Here is a 21120-nt window from a genome sequence, read left to right as displayed (position 1 = left end):
TTTTTTACCCGCAAACCTATTATATACTGTAAAAAAATATATATCCATATATTTTTCAATTTGTAGATAAATCATGGGGCATTACCATATATTTGTAATCATTATCACGATAAAAGTATTTTGTAAATGTGTTACTTTTTGTCAAATTAAACCAATAAATCTCGTTTTTCACAGAAAATATACATTTTTTTCATAATTTCCTATACCAAGTATTTGTTTTTTTTGATAATATGTTGTTGTAACTTATTAAGCATTAATTGTAACTAGAAAGACACGGTGAAATTTAATATGGGAGAACTTGAAAAAGAACTAAGTTACAGGGAATATGTTCTGCGCGAGGAATACACGCTCCACGCTCCGTACAACCCTGAAATGGAATTCTACAACGCAGTTAAAAGTGGAGATATAATTGCGGTTGAGAAGTTCCTGCAAGTTCCTTTTTGCGAGAAAGAAGGTCTGGGTACTCTTTCAGATAATGATATCCAAAACTTCAAATACCATCTCGCAATCACTGCTGCTATGCTGGCACGCAACTGCATAGACAACGGATTGGAACATGAGCAAGCTTATACACTGAGCGACCTTTATATCAAAAGGGCCGACAAATGTAAAACTCTTTCAGAGATTTCAGACTTACATTCTAAGATGGTGATCAATTATACGAAAAAAATGCGTGAGCAAAATACCCACGCAATTTATTCACGCCATATCATTCAGTGTATAAACTATATTTATGATCATATGCATGAGAGAATCACTCTCGAAGAGATCGCTGCAGATGTTAATCTCAGCAACAGTTATCTTTCAAGATTATTCAAGAAAGAGATGCATATGTCAGTAAGCGAATATATCAGCAGAAAAAAGATTGAAACAGCTAAGAATATGATTGATTATTCTGAGTATTCAATAACTGATATTTCAAGCATACTTGCATTCCCTAGCCAAAGCTATTTTGTTAAGGTATTTAAGCAGTATGTTGGTCTTACACCCGGCAAATACAAAAGACAAGCCAAATCGTTAGCGAGTTAATTATTTGTGATACGGTTCGTTACTGATTATACGGTAACTTCTGTATATCTGTTCGAGAAGTATCACACGCATAAGCTGATGTGGAAATGTCATTCTACCGAATGATAATTTCATATCAGCTTTTTTAATGACATCATCCGAAAGTCCAAGAGAGCCGCCTATCACAAACTGAATATGGCTCTTTCCGCTGAGTCCTATCTTATCAATCTTGTCCGCAAGTTCCGGACTCGAAAGATTCTTGCCGTCAATCGCAAGGATAATCTTATAAGAATCATCCTTTAAGACATTCAGTAGTCTTGCACCTTCTTTATTCTTAATGATCTCCTCTTCCGCAGAAGAAGCATTATCAGGTGTCTTCTCGTCAGCAACTTCCTTGATGTTCACATTTGCATATCTGGAAAGCCTTTTGGTATATTCATTTATCATTTCACGGAAGGAAGATTCTTTAACCTTTCCTACACAACAGATATCTATCTTCATACTTAAATATTTACAAGAGATGTTACAGAGATAAGTTTATAGATTGAATCGATGGTCTTAAACTTATGCTCAAGCCCTGCCTTCTCTGTCTGCTTTTTGATTTCTCTCTTGGACATGTCATAATTATTTAAAAGGATGGCATCGATATCATTCTCTTCAGCAGTCTTCATATCAATACCTATATCATTTCCTATATAAACAGTTTCCGACTTCTCAAGTCCTTCACTCTTAATCAGTCTTCTAAGGAAACGCTTATCAGGTTTCATTACTCCGTAATATGATGAGATATAAATCTTATCAAAGCAGTCATCAAGTTTCATGAGGCTTATCTCAGGTCTTGTAAATACAGCCTGGGCATTGGATAACAGATAAACCTTGCATCCTTTTTCCCTAAGCTTCTTAAGTGTCGAAATTGTATCAGGGAAAAGCCTTATCTCTTCTCTTGAAAGAGTTCTGAATGTATTGGAAATAAGTTCAGCCCATGTTGAAATATTCTTCGGAATACGAACATTATCGCCCTGAGCTTCCACAAGAAGTCTTATAAAAACCTTCTCTATCTTAATCTCAGGAACAAGACAGCCGGTTCTGTTCTTAACTTTTACTCTCTCCTCTTCTTCGAATCTTGTAAAGATACGCTTCATATCCTTTGGCTTATAGACAGCTCCGTAGCAAGCATAGATATCAGCCATCTTCTTCCAAAGGTCTAAAGAATGTTCATCTGTTTTAACATCAATAAGAGTTCCATAAAGATCGAAAATATAATTCTTATATTTCATATCCTACCCCTTTTATACTTTCAATTATGTCAATTCGGAAATATCTTTTCCGGAATTCATCATTTGATTATACCACATTTATATCTTTTCTATAAAGTATAATCTTGATGAATAGTCAGAAAATAATCTCATTCCATCTTCATATCCTGTGCCGCCGAATGACGGTGCAAGACTGACTCCCGCATTTTTCATTTCACTCCCTGAAAGAACCACATCCTCTTCGTCACCTTTAAGATGCACAAACTTAGAAATAATGTTCTGCATCATTGAGTCCTGCTTTATATGAATAGGACTGACCGTATTTATAAGATCCCCAAACTCTTTTATATTATTATCGTACTTGATGTTATATAAATGATATTCTGCTTCATCATCAAGTCCGTTCACGTAAAGTTTTTGTGCGCTGTCATTTGCAACAGCCATTCTTCTTACAATCACAGCTACCGCTTTTTCTTTATCAGAAGAAACAATGGTGAAGCTGTCCGTGTTATTATTTCCACTGTAAAATCCAGCAAGTCCTTCTCTTATAAGGCCCTGGTCTTTTTCGTAAGGATCTGTCCTGTAAAAATCACCGGACATAAGCATGCCGCGCCACTCTTTATATAAAGCAACCTGCTTCTTGATCTTCTCTATATCTTCTTTCGAGAAATCAAGAAGGTTTGATTCATAACCGAGAACACCGAGAACAGCTATATTAAATCTTGTCTCAATCGGAACTACTCTTAAAGTCTGATGATTCAGCACACCGGAAACATGAGAAGAAACCGTATTCATCGGATATCCGTAACTATATCCTTTTTCGATATCGATCCTGCTGGTTGCATCTGTATTGTCACTAGCCCAGATCTGAGGGAAATAACAAAGCATGCCAAGATCGAAACGATTTCCGCCTGAAGCGCAGCCCTCGAAAAGTATCTCAGGAAATGCTTTCGTGAGTCTGTCCAGAAGTTCATAAAGTCCGAGCATATATCGGTATGATACTTCCCCCTGATTCTCAGCAGGAAGATTTCCGGCATAAACATCAGAGAAAACTCTGTTCATATCCCATTTTACATATTCGATATTTGCTGACGAAAATACTGCTTCAAGTTTCTCATAAAGGTAATCGATAACCTTCGGATCAGCAAGATTAAGCACTCTTTGATTACGTCCTTCGGAATGCATCTGTCCCTGAATTTCCATAGTATATTCAGGATGCTCCCTGTAAAGGTCGCTGTCGACACTGACCATTTCCGGCTCAACCCATATACCGAATTTCATTCCCATTTTATTAATTTTCTCAACCAGGCCTTTCAGACCGTTCGGAAGCTTCTTCTTATTCTCATACCAGTCACCAAGGGAACTTTTATCATCATCTCTTCTTCCAAACCATCCGTCATCCATGACAAAAAGTTCCATACCGCATTCCTTGCCAACCTTAGCAAGCTTAAGAAGTTTCGATTCATTTATATCAAAATAAGCTGCTTCCCAGCTGTTAAGAAGTATCGGTCTTTCCCTGTCTCTCCAGTATCCGCGTACTATATGCTTTCTTATGAAATGATGCATATTCCGGCTCAGTCCGTTATAGCCTTCCTCCGAGTAGGATAAAACAGCCTCCGGTGCTGCGATCATTTCACCTGCTCCCAGTATATATGAAAAGCTGTCGGGATTTATACCGCTTACAAGCCTTGTCTTACCATAAGCACTTGTCTCCAAAGCGCTGTAATGGTCTCCGCTATAGACAAGATTAAATCCATATGCTCTTCCTGTATTTTCGGTCACAGGCATATCAGACATGATAAAAAATGGATTGCAGCGACTTCCCGAACTTCCCTGACTCGAAGATAAAACCATTTTCCCGCCTGTGATGATATTGTCACAGCGGTTCATCTCATGAGCCCATCTTCCTCTAAATGATGTAACCTTAAATGAAGTAAAGGGAAATTCCATACAACCGGACATGAGTCTTTCAACTCTGATTTCTGCGTCGCCTTCATTTTTCAGCATCACACTTTTGGTTATCACGTCTTCATTTGGGTATACAAAGTAATGCAGTTCCAATTTTTCTTCATATACTCTGTCTTTCAAAATGATCTTCAGATGTTCATAGCTTCCATTTTCATCATATGAATGAGGAAGCTTTGACTTCTCTATATCCTCCGACAGCTCGTCCAAAACTTCATGGGACTCAAATATAAAATCCGATGTTACGCTTCCATTCGGATGAACTATTATGATGGAAGGTTCTCTTATATCACCATGTCCCAAAGCTGAATATTCGGAAGAATACGCTTCAAGAGAAAGTCTCTCATGCTCCGGGCTGTAATTAACAGTATTTCCCGGAACAAAGCCAATCCTTTCTCTTAAAGCTGTTACATTTAGACTACCGTCCTTCCGTCCTATCTTTTTACCATAATAAATATGCTCCGGAAGGCCTGCTTCATTTATCATAAAAACGTATGAAGTTTTGTCCGTTGATAGATGAAAATAATTATCTTTAACTATTATCATAATACCCTCCGTGTTGATTTTTTTATGAATTTTTAGCCTACATTTTTATTCTGTATTTTAGTCTCTGTTTATATTTTTAGTACGTATTTCAGTCTCAATTATTTTTCTTATTTGTTTTCGTTCAAATCAGTGCTCGCATAGTTGTTGTCTGACCTGCCGGACAGTTCAGTCTGGATCTTATCAAGTTCATCCTCATCAAGGATAAACTTTTTCTTGAACCAGAATATACTTATGAAAAGTCCGACTATCGGTATAAGTGTCATTACCATACGAAGTCCGTTTTGGGATGATTTTGCAACATCAAGCGAAAAGTCTATAGCCTTGTCAGCTTCTTCAACCGACTTGCTGCTGAGACTGAAGATTGAAAGCGAGATTGAAGCGATAAATGCAGCTATACCTGATGCAAGCTTTACAACAAATGTCTGCATTGAGAATATAACCGACTCATCACGTCGGTTGTTCTTCATTTCACCGTAGTCAACTGTATTTGCAAGGAAGACGGTTGTGAGAACCTGAAGCACTCCATTTGCTGCGAATATAAAGAATCCCGGAATGAAAAGGATCACAACATTTGACATAGATGTAAATGTGATTCCAAGAAGTACTGCGTATCCTATTATTGCGCTGATGACGCACATATAAAAAATCTTTATGTTTGAGAATTTAAAACCATTTCTGAAAAGCGGATATAATACCATCATCGAAAGTATCTGAATTGCCCCGCCGAATGTATTGAATAACGTATAGCTATTGTACCAGCCTTCACCACCAAAATCATATTTGAAGAAATAAAGAACCAGATTTGATGTTGTATATACTGCGCAGTTTATGAGAACGATCACGATAACTATAGTCATGGCCTGATCATTCTGGATCAACGCCTTGAACATCTGTCCCACCGACGGAGACTCCATATCTATAGTCGATTTTTCTTTTATGCTGACACAGGTAATAATGATAAATACTATGAAAATAACTGCCACGATCAGGGAGAAATATTTGAAACCGGTTCTCTCGCCGGCATTTCCTTCTCCTCCAAGGGCATGAACGATCACCATTGTAAGGATTGTTACAAGAGCCGAACCTACTCCCGCTGCCGAACGCGCGAGAGTCGTAAGTCCTTCTCTTTCCTTACCTGTCTTGGTAAATGCAGGGATCATAGACCAGTACGGAATATCCATCATGGTATATGTCACTCCCCATAAAATGTATGTTATTGCAGCATATGCCACAAGCCCTTTTCCGTCAAGGCTTGGCGGCGCCGCAAACATCAGGAAAAGTATCACGGCATTGGTAAGAGTTCCTATCATAAGCCATGGTCTGAACTTTCCCCATTTTGTATGTGTCTTGGCTACAATGATTCCCATAATAGGATCATTGAAAGCATCAAATATTCTTGCAACAAGAAGTATCACTCCCATCGCTATTGCATTTACGCCCAGAATATCCTGAAAATAATACAGTACGTAACTTGCCGAAAGCATGTAGACCATATCTTTTCCTACAGCTCCGAGGGCATAGGCGAACTTTTCTTTTACATTAAGATTCATATCACACCTCCCCGGATATAATATCCGTCAATACATTATTTCCCCAAGTTTACTTTTTATTTATATTAAATCGTGAAATCTATCTTATATTCTCCTTCATATCCTTCAGGCATCTTTATGGTCAATGAAGCTTTTCCCTTCTTACCTGTTGTTCTGATATATGTTCCTCCAAGACCGCCTGCCATATATGCTGTCTTCGGCCCAACTATCTCTATAGGTCCTTCCACCGTCATCGGAAGTCCCTGCATGAAGATAGGAACAGTGTTATCATTCTGATCAACTACTCTAATCCTTACAGCTGCCATATCATAAGAATTCTCTTCTTTAAGTTCTGTATGATCTACAACTGCTTCTATATGGATGCTCTCAACAATACTCTTAACTACAGTCTTTACAACCTTTCCTCCGGAAATAGCTTCGAACTTAAATATCGCTCCTTCTCCGCCCCAGTTCCCTATATATTTCCCGAAGAGCTGAACAGCATCATCGTATTTCATATGATATAAGGCCATAATCTTAGCCATTTTAGCCTTCATACCAACCGAAAGTTCTTCAAGTCCGTAACGACCGATGTAATTCAGAAGCTTCTTAACATCATCTGCCTGTTTCTTCGTGAAGCCTTCATTTTCAATAAGCTGATCTCCCACGTAATCATCAATAAGGATCGGTGTTATCTTCATATGAGAAAATACTTGATCATCATGTGTGTACTCTTTGATGAAAATATCATTCTTATACATCTTTACGCTGTCGGCATTTGTGAAGATATAGACGTCCCCTCTTCTTCCTCCCGGATGCTCACCGATATCCATTGACGATGCAACTTCAAGTACAGGAATCTTCTTCTGATGCATGCTGTAAACAGCCGCTGCCATCTTAGGATTTCTGAACATATCCATTACACCGTGATAGCAGATCCTATCGCCGCTTCCGAAATCTTTATGAGTATTGTAATCAAACATACACCATCCGAAGCTTCCGCAAATATCGCTATATTCACTTACCTTTTCAAGCACTCTCGCATGTCTCATGGCATGTTCAAGACGAAGCTCTTCATTGTCGAAACACTTAGTTGGGAACATGTGTCCATTATATTCTGAGACCATGTAAGGCTTATCAGGTTCTGAAGTAATGTTACTCTTCTTATCAACTCCGTCATTTGTACCTATATGACTGAAATCATTGTATGTATATACGTCCTCGAAAAGATGACTCTTCTTGAAATTTCTTACACCGCCTGTAGGTCTTGTCGGATCAAGTCTTCTGGCTACTTCATTTGTCTTGATATAAAGCTCGTCATTATCCTGAGATTCATTGATTCTGACACCCCAGAGAATTATTGACGGATGATTTCTGTACTGAGAAACCATTTCCTCTACATTCATAACTGCCTGAGCCTTCCAGTCGTCGTCACCGATATGCTGCCATCCCGGAATCTCCGTAAATACCATGAGTCCTATCTCATCGCATTTATCTATGAAATACTGTGACTGCGGATAATGTGATGTTCTGACTGCATTAAGTCCCAGCTCGTACTTCATAATATTTGCATCATTTTCCTGCATTGACTTTGGCGCCGCATAACCAACATAAGGAAATGACTGATGACGATTAAGTCCTCTTATCTTAAGCTTACGACCGTTAAGGAAGTAACCCTCTTTTCTGAATTCAGATTTTCTGAAGCCTATCCTTACTTCCTTTTCATCGATCGTATCTTCCCCTCTTTGAATAGAAGCTTTAAATGTATAAAGTTTCGGCATTGTCACGTCCCAAAGTTTAATGCCTTTAGCTTCCAATTCTGTCTTCTGATTTTCGCTTGTAATGTCTACTGTACCTTCAGAAACCAAAGTTCCCTCGTCATAAAGTGAAAGCTTTAATTTATCACCTTCAACAAACCGGGATAAATTAATATCTGCCTGAACCTTACCATCAAAACTAAAGTCTCTGAGCTTCGTATTCATTTTAACTTTTCCGCCACTTTCACCCGGAAGCACAACATCTTCAGGAATGAATGGCTTTGCGAAAATATCATTTATATATGTCTTATCTTTCACTTCGATATATACATCTCTGTAGATACCGCCGTATGTAAGATAATCGATAACAAATCCAAACGGTGGAACATTTACGCTTTCCCTGCTGTCGCATTTAACAACGAGAATATTCTTAACACCGATAACTATCTCATCAGAAATATCAACGGTAAATGCAGTATAACCGCATCTATGGATTGCAAGCTTCTTGCCGTTCAGGAAAACTTCTGCAACATGTCCTACCGCTTCAAAAGTAAGAAGAACCGTCTTTCCTTCCCAATCCTTCGGAGCTTCTATAACTCTTCTGTAACCGCTTACCATCTGATAAGTTTTCTCATCCAAATAATTAAACGGAAGTTCCTTAACTGTATGCGGAATCCTTACTGCCTTTAAAGACTTATTACAATTACTGAAATTCAACTCGTCCGAAAATTCTTCGGTAAATCCCCACTCATCATTAATGTAGATTCTTGCCATTTCATTCCCTCCTCTTCTTAAGCCTGTTCTCTGACTACACCATAAAGAAGTATTTCTATTACATTTGTAAGTGCTTTTGTATAAGTTATCTTATTTTTGATAAGTATATCTTCCTGGAAAAATCTCTCGAGGGTTGATTCAAACATCGTTTTAAATAAAGGTATCGGAACCTGTCTTATAACTCCCTCTTCCATAGCTTTCTCAATAAGACTTATGGTTATCTCCCAACCATTCTCAAGTCTCTTCTCAACTCTTTTATAAATACTTGGATATTTATCTTTGAGAACATATAACCATTCAAGATTAATATCCTTGTAATTGTCCGGAAGAACACCCAGAACCTTCTCAAGTTTCTCTATCGTACTGAGACTGTCATCTTCAACTATTTTTTTCTCTTCTTCTTTGATCGAATCAAAAAGATGATCAACAGTTGCTATAAATAATGTCTCCTTATCCTTGAAACTTACATAAATAGTTTTCTTACTGATCCTCAGCTCTCTGGCTATATCATCCATCGTAAACTTGATACCTTTCTCAGAAAAAAGCTTAAGAACTGTCTTATAAATATCGCTGTGATCTTTATTATCCTTACTACCCAAACGGATCACCAAACCTTTCAAAATAATACATATAAAAAATGGAAACTTGATTTTATTATCTAGTTTCCATTTTATCATAACATCCGATTTTTATCAATTAATAAGTGACGATTTTCCTTCATCATTTTATATAGAAATCATAAGTAAAATCTATGAATTATGATCATCGGTCACATATTTAAAATCACTGAATCCTGCTCTTCCTCCTGCTTCCTTTGAAGAATATACAAAGAGTCCGAATCTTGCTCCTGTAAAGTGGTCGAGTCTGAATTTCATCTGATGTGAAATACCAACCTTCTCCCACTTGCCGTTTCTAAATATGCTACAGGTTGCAATATCAGCTTTGTCATTATCAGCTTTGTCATTATTAGCTTCAGAACTAAATGGATAAGGAAAATCAGCGCACAGTTTAACTCTAAGAGTATTCCCTTCGATCATTTCAGAGAAATGCTCTTCTCCCGGATTCTTTGTAAGTATCCAGGTATCTTCATCACTGCACATATTTCTCATCACAGCATATAATTTTCCTTCTTTTTTGGTTATTCCAACCCAGGCGAAATCTCCCTGATAAACAGTAAGTCCTGCTGAGTCCCCATTCTTAAGATCAGAACCGTCAATGGTTACTTCCGCTTCGCAGTGAGGTCTTTTCATCCTCTGAGTAAGAACATTCTTCGCTTCAAATATATTGGAAGACGTTTTGCCTGTTTCAATACTGAGAATCCCATTATCAGTATCTACATCAACAAAGCTGAGATCCGGTTCATGACTAAACTGCCAAAAGCTCTTAAATCCAAATGTTCCGAATTTTCTTTTATTATACGCTGTAGTCACGCCGGCTTCACCATTCGTTCCACATATTACGCCGGAATTCTTCTCATTTTCTTTAATCACTCCGGAACTCTCAATAGTTTCATTTATTGCGCAGAGATTAATTTTCTTGTATTCATCCAGATAACATTCTTTAAAATCATCGCTGCCGTAAAGCTCTGAGCATTCCTTTTCACAAGAATCATTATTCTTATTTTTGATATTTAAAGGTTCACAAACAGATAAATCCTTCGGAACCTTTCCGTCTATACCAAATTTGACATTTCCGTCTTTAATCTCTACAGGTACCACCACCGGAACTCTTCCTATGGCGCCGCTGTCCTGGAATACAATTGAATAGTATTTTCCATTTCCGTCATCAACGATTCCACCCTGAGCCGCTCCGCTCTGAAGAAATCCCATATCATCCGAAAGCACATCTCCTCCGGTAAACTCTCCCGTTAAGGAGTCACTGATAAAGCAGGCTTCATTTCTCATCCATCTGTCTCTTGCAGAATGGATAAGGAACAGATAATAACGCCCATCTATTTTATATAAATGTGATCCTTCGTAGCCAAGATTCGGATTGCCTTTATCACTGACAATTAGTCTATGGAGACCTCCCTTTTTAGGTGCGGTGAGCTCGTCATTTAATTCAGTCAAATAGACATCTGTATTTCCGTAAACAATATAAGTTCTGCCTTCATCAAAAAGAAGGGATGCATCATGGTAAAATCCTTCTATATTACTCTTCTGCCATGGTCCTTCAATACTGCCTGATCTGTATAAATATGTTTTCTGTGTATCATTCGCTACAAATACTATATAAAATAATCCTTCATGATATCTGATGCTCGCTGCCCACATGCCTTTTCCAAATGCATTTTTATCGCCTTCAAGCCTCTCTGCCTCCGTGCTGTCGAGCCTGTCATAAACATATGTCAAATGCTCCCAGTTTATAAGGTCATATGATCTAAGTATATCGCATCCGGGCATAAAATGCATAGTTGTTGTAACCATGTAATATGTATCATCTACACGGATAACATCCGGATCCGGATAATCCATATCAAGTATTGGATTCTTTATAATCTTCGAATTATCTTTCATAGCCATTCCTTTATCTTCTCTCAGAATAAAAATGATAAATATATTATATACTTTAAAACGTTATATATACACCGAAAATTCATTAGTATTTACCGGAAAATATTAATATTTACTAAATGATATTCAGGCATAAAATTACTCCCGGGAATTAACCCGGGAGCAATTATATTCTTTTACGAACTTTATCTCTTTAAAGTATGAATCATTGTTTTAAGATCATTTATCATACTGAACTTACTGATTTCTTCAAGCTGCATATTCATTTTAACAGGAAGGATTTCCTTTATGTATGCATCATCAATATCTTCAGCGCCTTTAAGCATCTCACTTTCATTCAGGAAATTAAGAGTAGTTTCTGAAGTAATTCCGGCCGGCATAAGGAATACCGCTCTGCTGGCTTTATCAAAATGCTTTACAAATTCAACTGATTGAGGTCTTGGTCCCACAAATGACATATCTCCAAGAAATACATCAAAGAGCTGTGGAAGCTCATCCAATCTGTATTTGCGAAGCTTCTTTCCGACTCTTGTAATCCTCTCATCTTCCTCCTTAGCTATGATGCTTCCTTCCGACTCAGAACCTCTTTTCATAGTTCTGAATTTATGGATTCTGAAGACTTTACCATAAGCAGTAACTCTCTTCTGTCGAAAAATGATCTTACCTCCTGAATCCAAGAAGATCATCAAAGAGATAACTATGAAAACAGGAAAAGTAATAAGAATTAACATAGCTGATAAGAATATATCGAAAGCTCTTTTAATATATAATGCTTTCTTTTTCTTTTTTAACTTGTCATAATACACCTTTACTTCAGGAGTTTTCATCCATGAAGGAAGGTTTTCCCATTTTCTGAAAACCATGTTACTGTCCCTGATATGCTGAGAAATATCCAAGAATATCGTTAACTTCTGCTTCGTCCTTACCTGCAACAGCAATCATAAGAACATAATCTCCGTCACCGTAAGTGAATATTCTCTGGAACATTGTCTGACCTGCATAAGTACAATCGATATCAATAGCAATAACATCCTGTCCGATAAACTTTGCATCCTTGATATTAACTGCAACATCAGTATATCCCATATTTTTATATGTCTGCTCAAACTGAGTTACCTGTGGCTCATAGAACTCTTTAGATGGTCCATCGAAATTTCCAAAATAAGCCTTACGTTCAGCTGAAAGCATAAGTACTGTATTGAACTTTCCTGAGAGTGAGTTATCAGCACCAAACATCTTAGGCTGACCAAATGATTTCATCTTCTCAAGGAATTTCTCATTTGTAACTTCTTCTGCTGTTATGCTATTTTCTTTAGCAATTCTTTCTTTGTCATATAATGTCCAGTCATCAGGAAACTCTGCTGCAAAACCAAATGCCTTATTTACATACTTCTGTCCATCAACTGCACCGATATCAAATCCGGATGCTTCTGCTGTATTTCCGCTATCTCCGGCCTGTGTAGTTGCTTCTGTACTTCCTGTTTCGCTAGAAGCATCTTTATTTTCTGTTGTTGCTTCTGCAGTGCTAGCTGAAGTTGCCTCTGAAGATGAAGCTTCCTCAGTCTTATCTCCGAAAAGACTTATGGTCGCTTCTGAAGAATCACCTGATGCAACAGGCTTACTTGAAGTTTCTTTATCCTTTCCACATGCTGTCATTGCAGCTAACATTGATACTGCGAGTCCTACGACTAAAAGTTTCTTTCTCATTTAAAAAAATCCCCTTTGAAAAAATATATATTTACAGAATTTCTATCTGACAGGCTGCCATTGCCTTAAGCGCTGTTTCATGCCCTTCACGTGTTGCACCTGCGCAGCAATCAGCTTCAACCTTAACCGGAACTTCTGTAAGGAATGACTTGATAGTCATTGCATTTGAAATAACACAGATATCTGTACAAAGTCCTATAAGAGTTATCTCTTCAAACCTCTCAAATTCATTCTTAGATGCAAGATATTCTGCAAGTGTTCTACTACCAAATGTAGGTTTATTGATGACATTAACATCTCCCGGCTCAACAAATTCCTGGAGCTCGTCTGATATCTGCCATCCATAAGTTCCTTCTATACAATGTGTGATTGGAAGATTCTTTCCTTCTTGTGTCTCAAGATATTCCTCATGATGAGTATCTCTTGTAAAAAGAACTCTTTCTCCCTTTAAAAGTGCTTTTTCTATTCTCTTCTTTACATTAGGTACAATAGCTACTGCATCAGGAGATCCAAGTGTACCTTTGATAAAGTCATTTTGCATGTCAATAACAATAAGTATTTTTTGCATTTTCTCCTATACCTCTTATTTCATTTTTTGAACTTTATAAACTATCTTTCTTACTACCTTACGTGGCGCCAATCTGATGAAAAGCGGTGCCATTCTTGTGAAAAATCCCGGAAGGATAATGACTCTTCCTTGCTTCATCTTCCTGTAACCGTATTTGGCAACATCCTTCGGGCTTTTGTTCTTTAATTTATTGATAGTAGTTACCGCTTCGCCGTTAGCAACCTTCCAGAATCCTGTATCAGTTGGTCCCGGGCATAAAGCAGATACTTTAATACCTGTTCCTTTAAACTCTTCTGCAAGAGCTTCCGTAAATGATAAAACATATGCCTTAGTTGCATAATAAACAGACATAAGCGGTCCCGGCATAAATGAACCGATTGAGGCAGTATTGAGAATCCTTCCTCTGCCTTTATTCTTCATGTCTTTCGCAAAATAATAAGTAAGCTCAGTTAAAGCAAGGATATTACACTTGATCATCTTGTTCTGCTTTTCAAGAGATGCATCAAGGAACTTTCCGTAATCACCGAATCCGGCATTGTTAACCAGAACATCCACAGTTTTACCACTGTTTTTTACTTTCTGATATATATACTCCGCTGAATCGTCATCTGTCAAGTCTTTGACAATAAAATCAACTTCTATATCATAGAAACTTCTGAGCTTTCTTCTCAAATGATCGAGTTTTTTCCGGTCTCTCGCAACAAGAATAAGATTGCATCTTTTCTTTGCAAATATCTTAGTCAACTCAAGACCTATACCACTGGTGGCCCCTGTTATAAGAACTAAATCCTTCTTCATAAACTCCACTCCCAAAACAGATAAATTTCACTTTATAATAATTAACATAATTTGTAAAGCTATATTTAAAAAATTAAGAATACTGTAACCCGTCTATATCATACTATTTTCATGTCTTTTAACCTACTGTAGATTGCTGATACGGGTAGTCCGACAACATTATTGTAATCCCCTTCAATCCCCGATACAAACTTGGTAAATACAGTCTGTATCCCATATGCTCCAGCCTTATCCATAGGGTCCTTCGTCTTAATATATTCATTTATCTCTTCATCAGACATCGGCACAATATGTACATCAGTCTTAACACTGAAACTTATTGTTTCTTCATTATGAATAAGTGTAACTCCCGTATATACTTCATGACCTCTTCCCTGAAGAGTTTTAAGGATGGCAAATGCATCTTCCTCATCCTTTGGTTTACCGAGTATCTCGCCGTCTCTCACAACTATCGTATCCGCTCCGATAACAAGCATATCTTCGGTACTTGCATAACCGCTTCCTTTAAATAATTTTGAAAGCCTTTTCATCCCTGTAACTTCAGGAACCATTTCATCTTCATCCATAAGTCTTTCATATACTTCCAAAGCTTTTATCTTTGATAGCTTTTCAACATATTCCGCCGGCGGAAGCACTTCTATATTCTCATCCGCATTAGATGGCATCACCTCGAAATACTGAAATATCTTCTTTAAAAGTTCCTGTCTTCTGGGTGACTGCGACGCGAGTATAACTCTTAACGACATATCTTTATCCTCTCTACGAATCATATTTTATAATATAAAACCAATGTATTTTTTTATTGTAAATGAAATGATTAATTGTTAAAATTCATACAGAAAATATATATTATTTTTATAAGAAAGGCAACATTATGAAAGAATTAACCGGTACAACACTTCTTACAGGTCTCCTCGGAAAACCTGTTAAACACAGCAAATCACCACTTATGCACAATAAAGCTTTCGAGCTTTTGGATTTAGATTATAGATACCTTTGTTTCGAGGTTGATACAGACGGACTTAAGACTGCAATAGAAGGACTGAGAACACTCGGTGTACGCGGTTTTAATCTTACAATGCCAAATAAAAATCTCATGTGCGAACTTTGCGATAAGCTCGATATTGGTTCTGAAATATCAGGAGCCGTAAATACAGTAGTTAATGATAATGGTGTATTCACAGGATATACTACTGACGGTGTTGGATTCATGCGCGCTGCAAAAGATGCAGGTCATGATCTCACGGGAAAGAAAATGGTTCTTCTCGGAGCAGGCGGCGTTGCCAGTGCTATCCTCGTTCAGGCTGCACTTGATAAAGTTGCTGAGATCAAAGTTTTCAGTATCAGAGATCAGTTCTTCTCTCGTGCCGAGGGAATAGTTGACCAGATCAACAATAAAACATCTTGCAAGGTTTCTCTTTATGATTTCGATGATGAGTCATTATTTAAGACAGCTCTTTCTGAAGCTGACATCCTTGTAAACGGTACATCTGTCGGAATGTCACCTAAAGTTGATGCCTGCATCATTAAGGATGAATATTTCAAAGATTCATCAATCATTAAGCCATCTTTAGTAGTATCAGATGTAATATATGAGCCGGCTGAAACAAAACTTCTCCGTCTTGCTAAAGAAGCCGGATGTTCTACATTCAACGGCATGTATATGTTGCTTTATCAGGGAGCTGAAAGCTTTAGACTCTGGACAGGCAAAGAAATGCCGACAGATACTATCAAAGAATTATATTTCTAAATAAAGGCAGGTTCATTATGAAAAATATTTATCTTATAGGATTCATGGGTTCAGGAAAAAGCGCTGTATGCTCAAGACTCCATGAACTTACAGGAATGGAAGTTATAGAAATGGATGCTTCAATAGTAGATAAAGAAGGAATGTCCATCAATGATATCTTCGCAACAAAGGGTGAGGAATATTTCCGTGATGTAGAATCAGAACTTCTTTATCTCATTTCCGAAGAATCAAATAAAGCTGTATCATGCGGAGGCGGTGCAATTCTTCGTCAGAAAAATGTTGATCTGATGAAAGAAAGCGGCAAGATAATTCTTCTCTCTGCCACTCCGGAAACAATCTACAACAGAGTAAAGAACTGCACAGACAGACCACTTCTCAACGGAAATATGAATATTCCATACATAACAAAACTTATGGATGACAGACGTCCCAGATATACAGCCGCTGCAGATTTTACAGTAACTGTCGATAACAGATCAATTGACGATATCTGTAAAGAAATACTCGAATTAATGAAATAAATTTTATCGCATTTAAAAAGGATGATTCCGATCCTACTCGGTATCATCCTTCTTTTTTGCACATACTTACGGATCACATCTTTTGCACGGCTTATATCCTTCTTCTATAAGCTTCTCTCTGTCTCCTGTAAAATATGTTTTATTTCTATCTTCCATATCCTTTACACTATCACAATCCGGCTTATGGAATTTCTTGGATTTTTTATTAACTATATAGTCACAGTCATGATTTGTCTTACTGATATGCGAATTGATAACCTTACTGTCACCTGTTGCATAATCAATCTCAATATTCTCCTGAACATTATATACAAAAACCGAGAAGCAAAGTTCTCTTTCCTTCTTTGGTTTGATACCACTCTCAAGAGATACGGCTTCCAACAAAACTCCGGAAGCAACAAGATTATTATCTTCGAAAACAGGTGTGACTCTGTATAGAACATTATAATTTGTATTCTTGATGAATTCCGCAACCTGATTTTCAAAAGGCTCCATACCATCGACATTGAAAGATCTGGTTCCTGTCATAAAGTTTCTTATATCGGAATTATCTCCACAAAGCTGATATCCGATAAGATGACAGCGGTTATAAAGATATCTGTCTGCTATATATCCTTCATACTTAATGGTATGCCAGCCACTCGGTTTAATATCTCCAATCTCGCCTCGTGGTTCTGTAGGCATCATAGTTTTATTGAGACAACTTGAGGCCACGCCGACTCTTCCGAGAGAATCAAGTTCACTGAATTCAAGAAATGTATTTTCTGTCTTCATCTCTTCTTCAGTGAAAAATGGCTCATTATCATTTACAGTAACATAAGGCATACCTGAATAAGCAGGAACTTCTTTATAATCAAAGACCGCTATCTCTTCAGTCGTTTCTTCCGTACCCATCTCCATCATTTTACTGATTCCGTCAGGAGTATTTTCCGCATCCGATCCTGATGCAACTATATCCTGACTTTCCGTTGACGGGGTTTCTGTAACAACCGCCTTATCTACTACAGTCGTAGCTTCAGTCACATTAACTTCCGTGGTATGTGGCTTTTCCGGCTTTTCCTTCTTTCCGAAAAGATCGGATCCACTCAGAAGGATCACCCCACCCATAATTATTAATATGATCAAATAAACAATAATTCTCTTTATTATCCTCATAGTCCTATCTCAAACTGTAAATACAGCATTTCTCAAATTCATCTTTATAGTAATCATTCAGCTTTGAAATCTGTTCAAGCTTCAAAGGAAATTCTCTGAGAGCCATCTGATACTCAGGAGTCAGATAATAAAAGACCAGTTCTATCTTCTTACTTCCAAATCTGTTCATTCCTGCTTCCTCTACCAGTTTCGCCACAAATGACTTAAGCACCTCAACTGAAAACGGATTAAAGAAATAGAAATACAGCGAATCCTTATCCTCAAACACATGATTCTTCAGTATCTCATCATATATGCTATCAATATCTTCAATCTTCCTATTGAGGATATTGACCTCTGCACCGGTACTTCCGAGTACTAGAACATTCCCGCCGGATTTACCGGAGTTCTTTTTCTTATATCCGGAATGATTCTCCTTAAGCTTTCGGAAGATTCTATCATCTCCTTCAACGCCTATTGTCTTACATCCGACTTTATGATTCACATAATAGATTACTTTACCAAGGCCGCATCCAATATCGACGAACACATCATTTTCACTTATATCAAGCATATCTAAGATTATATCCTGTGTAACATAATCCGTACTGCCGAAAAAATATCTTTCATTTTCCTTTATCTCATCCATAAGTAATGATGTATCGATATTGAGTGTATTATCTAAACTATCTTCTCTGGACATTTTTATACCCCTTATCTTTATATCCAAACATACTTTGAAGCTGATGTAATAATAACATGCCCACATCAGCTTCGAAATATCATACAAATTTATCAATTAGCCTTCTTCTATAAATTACACTCTTCTCTTTTCAGGATGTAATTTATAAAATTCTTCTTTATCTTTATACATCAATTCATCGGCTAACTTCATCGCCTGACGAACATTTCTACTGTCTTCATCAACACAATATCCAACAGCAAAACTGACATTATCGTAATTATTCGCCAGTTTTTTCATGAGACTTACTCTGCTTTTTATCTCTTCGATGTTGCCGTCAGGTATCAGAATCAGGAACTCATCACCACCTGCACGATATACTTCATTATCCACGAATGCATTTTGAAGTACCATTGCTGCATTTTTCAGCATGAGGTCGCCAGCTCTATGCCCGGCTTGATCATTGACCCTTTTCAATCCATTTAGATCTGCAAATACAACTCCTATCGGCTTAGGATTGTCTGTCTCTTCAGAATAAAGCGCCATTACGCGGTTATTCATCTCATTTCTGTTATACACGCCTGTAAGCATATCCTTCGAACTGAGAACTTTAAGTTTTTTCAAAAGCTTGAAATTAGCAATCTCAGAAGCTATGAAAAATGTAGTCAGTTCAAGAACATCTTTTATCTTAGATGTATTTACCGTATTAAAGTTCGTTGCCCATATATATCCCATGAGCTCATCATTATATCTGAGTGGGAAGATAACCAGGCTTTCAACGCCTGCCTCTTTCAATGAATCATACCATACAGGGCTTTTTTCTCGAACAAGATCCATGTCTGCTTCACTTTGAATTATAAGACCGGTACTACCATTGATAACATTTTCCCATGTTGATGCTATATCATAGAAGTCGGAGTTCTCCAACCAATGAGTCATTAATTTCAAGCCAACATCTTCTACCATATCTTCACAAAGAACAGAACATTTTCTTTCTGTATGATCGAGAAGAAGGATTATACAATGATTCGCCTCACATACCTTACGTATATCCTTAATAACCTCATCCATAGAAGGCTTGAATTCGTCGTTATTTCTAAGCTTTATGCATGTATTAAGGACTGTCGCCAAAGTATCCTGAGAAAGATCCGTCATATTCATGGAGTCAGCTTCTTTACTGAGTGTCATTGTATATGAGCAGTAACCTATATTCTCATCTTCCGACTCCAGTGGCATAAAAAAAATATTTAACCAGAATTCATATCTTTCCGGATGAATATATGTATGAACAGGCTCTTTAAGAACCGCTGCTTTATAAACAGCAAATTCAAAGTTCAAATCTTTTGGCAAATATCTTTCATATAAACTATTCGGAATGAACTTATCTGTAAGCATATCCGGTGTATCATCCGATTTATTCTCGATAGAATCAATATATGCCTTATTCCCATCAACTATACGTATCTCACCATACTTACCATTAGGCTTTTTTTCTATAGAGATGATACACGTCATAGCCGATACAGTATCAGCAAATTTCTTATAATCCATATTGCCACCCCGCTTAAAATAACAGCACTATCATCCTCTCCAAAATGATAGTATTCCTATATCCCCATATAAATAATTTAGCACATATAATCAATTTATTCAAAGTATATATTTATAAAAAACCGCACGATTTTTCATTTCGTACGGTTTTGATTCTTTAAAATAAATCCAGCATACTGTCGAGATAAATTTCTTCTCTTACAGTAAGATAATATTCAGGTTTTGTCATATAATATAACAGCATTTCAAGGATCACGGCACTGCCCAGACTACGTCCTTCTATCTTGAACTGGCTGAACCCTTTCGGAATGTATGTAGAGAGTATATCGTTGTTTCCTATAAATCCCGGATTTTTCATAGCCTTTGAGAATCTGTAACCTTCCTTCGCATTCGGAGAAACGCATACATGATCCTCGCATTCTGCTTCAAGACTTTTTCTGCTGACATTTATATAGCAATTTTTTCTGTCATAGCAGTCAAACCAGCAGCATTCATTGCATAAGAATTCCACTTTGTCCTTCTTCTCATCAGAAAGATTATCAAGCCAATCAAATCTTTTATTCATTCTAAAATCCGGAACAACAAATCTAAAATCATCTCTCTCCAACTCTTCATCAAGTTCTTCCGTATCAGTAATAACCTTCGTTGTAGATGATACAAAATAATACTTGGGATAACTCTTTTTAATGTAATCGAGCAATATATCCGAATGGATGATAATTCCATTTTGAACTTTACCGCTGCTTTCAAATGCTCTGCATAATTCATTACATTTTCTGTCAGAAAGATGTTCCTCTTCTATCAATGAGTTACTGAAAGTAAGTCTTGCGGATATATCATATTGTTCCATAAGTTTTATTACTTTACTATAGTCTTCATCGCCAAATCCTATTCGTCCTCCGCCCCATATACAATCGGCAGGAGCACCATAAATAGAACCAATCTCGCACCAGTCATAGAAATACTCTCTATGTTCCCTATAAATTGGCAAAAAATCACTATAAAGATTATAAAATTCAAATAACCCCGGAAGGTGATAATATGCTTTGATCATTTTTTAT

At 37.2% G+C, this 21120-nt stretch carries 19 protein-coding genes; 3 read left to right on the top strand and 16 right to left on the bottom strand.

Features of this window, described 5'->3' with window-relative positions; all coding sequences use genetic code 11:
- Positions 1 to 288: 288 nt before the first annotated feature.
- Positions 289 to 1029, top strand: a complete 741-nt coding sequence (locus B5D25_RS10860) for an AraC family transcriptional regulator (protein ID WP_078787988.1) — start codon at positions 289 to 291, stop codon at positions 1027 to 1029.
- On the opposite strand, the gene rlmH is transcribed toward B5D25_RS10860, so the two are convergent.
- The 12 genes from rlmH to B5D25_RS10800 form a co-directional block, all read right to left on the bottom strand.
- The gene (gene rlmH / locus B5D25_RS10855) at positions 1030 to 1509 is read right to left on the bottom strand and encodes a 23S rRNA (pseudouridine(1915)-N(3))-methyltransferase RlmH (protein WP_078787987.1); all 480 of its coding nucleotides are present in this window, start codon (positions 1507 to 1509) and stop codon (positions 1030 to 1032) included. It abuts the gene before it with no gap.
- A 2-nt stretch (positions 1510 to 1511) separates the two neighbouring features.
- Entirely contained in the window at positions 1512 to 2285 is a 774-nt protein-coding gene (locus B5D25_RS10850) for an HAD family hydrolase (protein WP_078787986.1), read from the bottom strand.
- Between the two features lie 78 nt (positions 2286 to 2363).
- Entirely contained in the window at positions 2364 to 4775 is a 2412-nt protein-coding gene (locus B5D25_RS10845) for an alpha-galactosidase (RefSeq protein WP_078787985.1), read from the bottom strand.
- Between the two features lie 107 nt (positions 4776 to 4882).
- On the bottom strand, positions 4883 to 6325 hold the full coding sequence (locus B5D25_RS10840; protein WP_078787984.1) for a glycoside-pentoside-hexuronide (GPH):cation symporter: 1443 nt from the start codon (positions 6323 to 6325) through the stop codon (positions 4883 to 4885).
- Positions 6326 to 6390: 65 nt separating this feature from the next.
- Positions 6391 to 8835, bottom strand: coding sequence for a glycoside hydrolase family 2 protein (locus tag B5D25_RS10835; RefSeq protein WP_078787983.1), 2445 nt, complete (start codon positions 8833 to 8835; stop codon positions 6391 to 6393).
- 17 nt (positions 8836 to 8852) lie between these two features.
- A complete protein-coding gene (locus B5D25_RS10830; protein ID WP_242870249.1) occupies positions 8853 to 9434 on the bottom strand; it encodes a TetR/AcrR family transcriptional regulator in 582 nt (193 codons plus the stop codon).
- 150 nt (positions 9435 to 9584) lie between these two features.
- A complete protein-coding gene (locus B5D25_RS10825; RefSeq protein ID WP_159444157.1) occupies positions 9585 to 11357 on the bottom strand; it encodes a family 43 glycosylhydrolase in 1773 nt (590 codons plus the stop codon).
- Between the two features lie 176 nt (positions 11358 to 11533).
- Positions 11534 to 12211: a sugar transferase gene (locus B5D25_RS10820; protein WP_078787981.1), complete on the bottom strand. Its 678-nt coding sequence runs from the start codon at positions 12209 to 12211 to the stop codon at positions 11534 to 11536.
- A gap of 1 nt (position 12212) precedes the next feature.
- Positions 12213 to 13055: a hypothetical protein gene (locus tag B5D25_RS10815; RefSeq protein WP_078787980.1), complete on the bottom strand. Its 843-nt coding sequence runs from the start codon at positions 13053 to 13055 to the stop codon at positions 12213 to 12215.
- 31 nt (positions 13056 to 13086) lie between these two features.
- Entirely contained in the window at positions 13087 to 13623 is a 537-nt protein-coding gene (locus tag B5D25_RS10810; protein WP_078787979.1) for a cysteine hydrolase family protein, read from the bottom strand.
- A 15-nt stretch (positions 13624 to 13638) separates the two neighbouring features.
- Positions 13639 to 14421 (bottom strand): SDR family NAD(P)-dependent oxidoreductase, encoded by a 783-nt coding sequence (locus tag B5D25_RS10805; protein ID WP_078787978.1) that lies wholly within the window; start codon positions 14419 to 14421, stop codon positions 13639 to 13641.
- Positions 14422 to 14519: 98 nt separating this feature from the next.
- A complete protein-coding gene (locus B5D25_RS10800; RefSeq protein ID WP_078787977.1) occupies positions 14520 to 15167 on the bottom strand; it encodes a Maf family protein in 648 nt (215 codons plus the stop codon).
- A 128-nt stretch (positions 15168 to 15295) separates the two neighbouring features.
- On the opposite strand from B5D25_RS10800, the gene aroE reads away from it, so the two are divergent.
- Positions 15296 to 16171 carry a shikimate dehydrogenase gene (aroE, locus tag B5D25_RS10795; protein WP_078787976.1) on the top strand — a complete coding sequence of 292 codons (876 nt, stop codon included), beginning with the start codon at positions 15296 to 15298 and terminating at the stop codon, positions 16169 to 16171.
- Between the two features lie 17 nt (positions 16172 to 16188).
- Positions 16189 to 16692, top strand: a complete 504-nt coding sequence (locus B5D25_RS10790; RefSeq protein ID WP_078787975.1) for a shikimate kinase — start codon at positions 16189 to 16191, stop codon at positions 16690 to 16692.
- A 66-nt stretch (positions 16693 to 16758) separates the two neighbouring features.
- Here B5D25_RS10790 and B5D25_RS10785 read toward each other — a convergent pair whose 3' ends face one another.
- The 4 genes from B5D25_RS10785 to B5D25_RS10770 form a co-directional block, all read right to left on the bottom strand.
- On the bottom strand, positions 16759 to 17847 hold the full coding sequence (locus B5D25_RS10785; RefSeq protein ID WP_090168688.1) for a DNA/RNA non-specific endonuclease: 1089 nt from the start codon (positions 17845 to 17847) through the stop codon (positions 16759 to 16761).
- 4 nt (positions 17848 to 17851) lie between these two features.
- A complete protein-coding gene (locus tag B5D25_RS10780; protein ID WP_159444156.1) occupies positions 17852 to 18529 on the bottom strand; it encodes a class I SAM-dependent methyltransferase in 678 nt (225 codons plus the stop codon).
- 114 nt (positions 18530 to 18643) lie between these two features.
- Positions 18644 to 20059: a GGDEF domain-containing protein gene (locus B5D25_RS10775; RefSeq protein WP_078787973.1), complete on the bottom strand. Its 1416-nt coding sequence runs from the start codon at positions 20057 to 20059 to the stop codon at positions 18644 to 18646.
- Between the two features lie 157 nt (positions 20060 to 20216).
- Positions 20217 to 21113, bottom strand: a complete 897-nt coding sequence (locus B5D25_RS10770) for a hypothetical protein (protein ID WP_176755122.1) — start codon at positions 21111 to 21113, stop codon at positions 20217 to 20219.
- Positions 21114 to 21120 lie beyond the last annotated feature (7 nt).

Source organism: Eubacterium ruminantium (genome assembly GCF_900167085.1).
GTDB lineage: Bacteria > Bacillota > Clostridia > Lachnospirales > Lachnospiraceae > Eubacterium_Q > Eubacterium_Q ruminantium.
This window is presented reverse-complemented; position numbering and strand designations above follow the sequence as displayed.

Bases quoted from the DNA above. Each gene is read 5' to 3' on its own strand.
- rlmH (WP_078787987.1), bottom strand. From the start codon at position 1,509: ATGAAGATAGATATCTGTTGTGTAGGAAAGGTTAAAGAATCTTCCTTC.
- B5D25_RS10860 (WP_078787988.1), top strand. From the start codon at position 289: ATGGGAGAACTTGAAAAAGAACTAAGTTACAGGGAATATGTTCTGCGC.
- B5D25_RS10835 (WP_078787983.1), bottom strand. From the start codon at position 8,835: ATGGCAAGAATCTACATTAATGATGAGTGGGGATTTACCGAAGAATTT.
- B5D25_RS10845 (WP_078787985.1), bottom strand. From the start codon at position 4,775: ATGATAATAGTTAAAGATAATTATTTTCATCTATCAACGGACAAAACT.
- B5D25_RS10820 (WP_078787981.1), bottom strand. From the start codon at position 12,211: ATGGTTTTCAGAAAATGGGAAAACCTTCCTTCATGGATGAAAACTCCT.
- B5D25_RS10790 (WP_078787975.1), top strand. From the start codon at position 16,189: ATGAAAAATATTTATCTTATAGGATTCATGGGTTCAGGAAAAAGCGCT.
- B5D25_RS10825 (WP_159444157.1), bottom strand. From the start codon at position 11,357: ATGGCTATGAAAGATAATTCGAAGATTATAAAGAATCCAATACTTGAT.
- B5D25_RS10775 (WP_078787973.1), bottom strand. From the start codon at position 20,059: ATGGATTATAAGAAATTTGCTGATACTGTATCGGCTATGACGTGTATC.
- B5D25_RS10810 (WP_078787979.1), bottom strand. From the start codon at position 13,623: ATGCAAAAAATACTTATTGTTATTGACATGCAAAATGACTTTATCAAA.
- B5D25_RS10800 (WP_078787977.1), bottom strand. From the start codon at position 15,167: ATGTCGTTAAGAGTTATACTCGCGTCGCAGTCACCCAGAAGACAGGAA.
- B5D25_RS10785 (WP_090168688.1), bottom strand. From the start codon at position 17,847: ATGAGGATAATAAAGAGAATTATTGTTTATTTGATCATATTAATAATT.
- B5D25_RS10770 (WP_176755122.1), bottom strand. From the start codon at position 21,113: ATGATCAAAGCATATTATCACCTTCCGGGGTTATTTGAATTTTATAAT.
- B5D25_RS10815 (WP_078787980.1), bottom strand. From the start codon at position 13,055: ATGAGAAAGAAACTTTTAGTCGTAGGACTCGCAGTATCAATGTTAGCT.
- B5D25_RS10840 (WP_078787984.1), bottom strand. From the start codon at position 6,325: ATGAATCTTAATGTAAAAGAAAAGTTCGCCTATGCCCTCGGAGCTGTA.
- aroE (WP_078787976.1), top strand. From the start codon at position 15,296: ATGAAAGAATTAACCGGTACAACACTTCTTACAGGTCTCCTCGGAAAA.
- B5D25_RS10805 (WP_078787978.1), bottom strand. From the start codon at position 14,421: ATGAAGAAGGATTTAGTTCTTATAACAGGGGCCACCAGTGGTATAGGT.
- B5D25_RS10780 (WP_159444156.1), bottom strand. From the start codon at position 18,529: ATGTCCAGAGAAGATAGTTTAGATAATACACTCAATATCGATACATCA.
- B5D25_RS10850 (WP_078787986.1), bottom strand. From the start codon at position 2,285: ATGAAATATAAGAATTATATTTTCGATCTTTATGGAACTCTTATTGAT.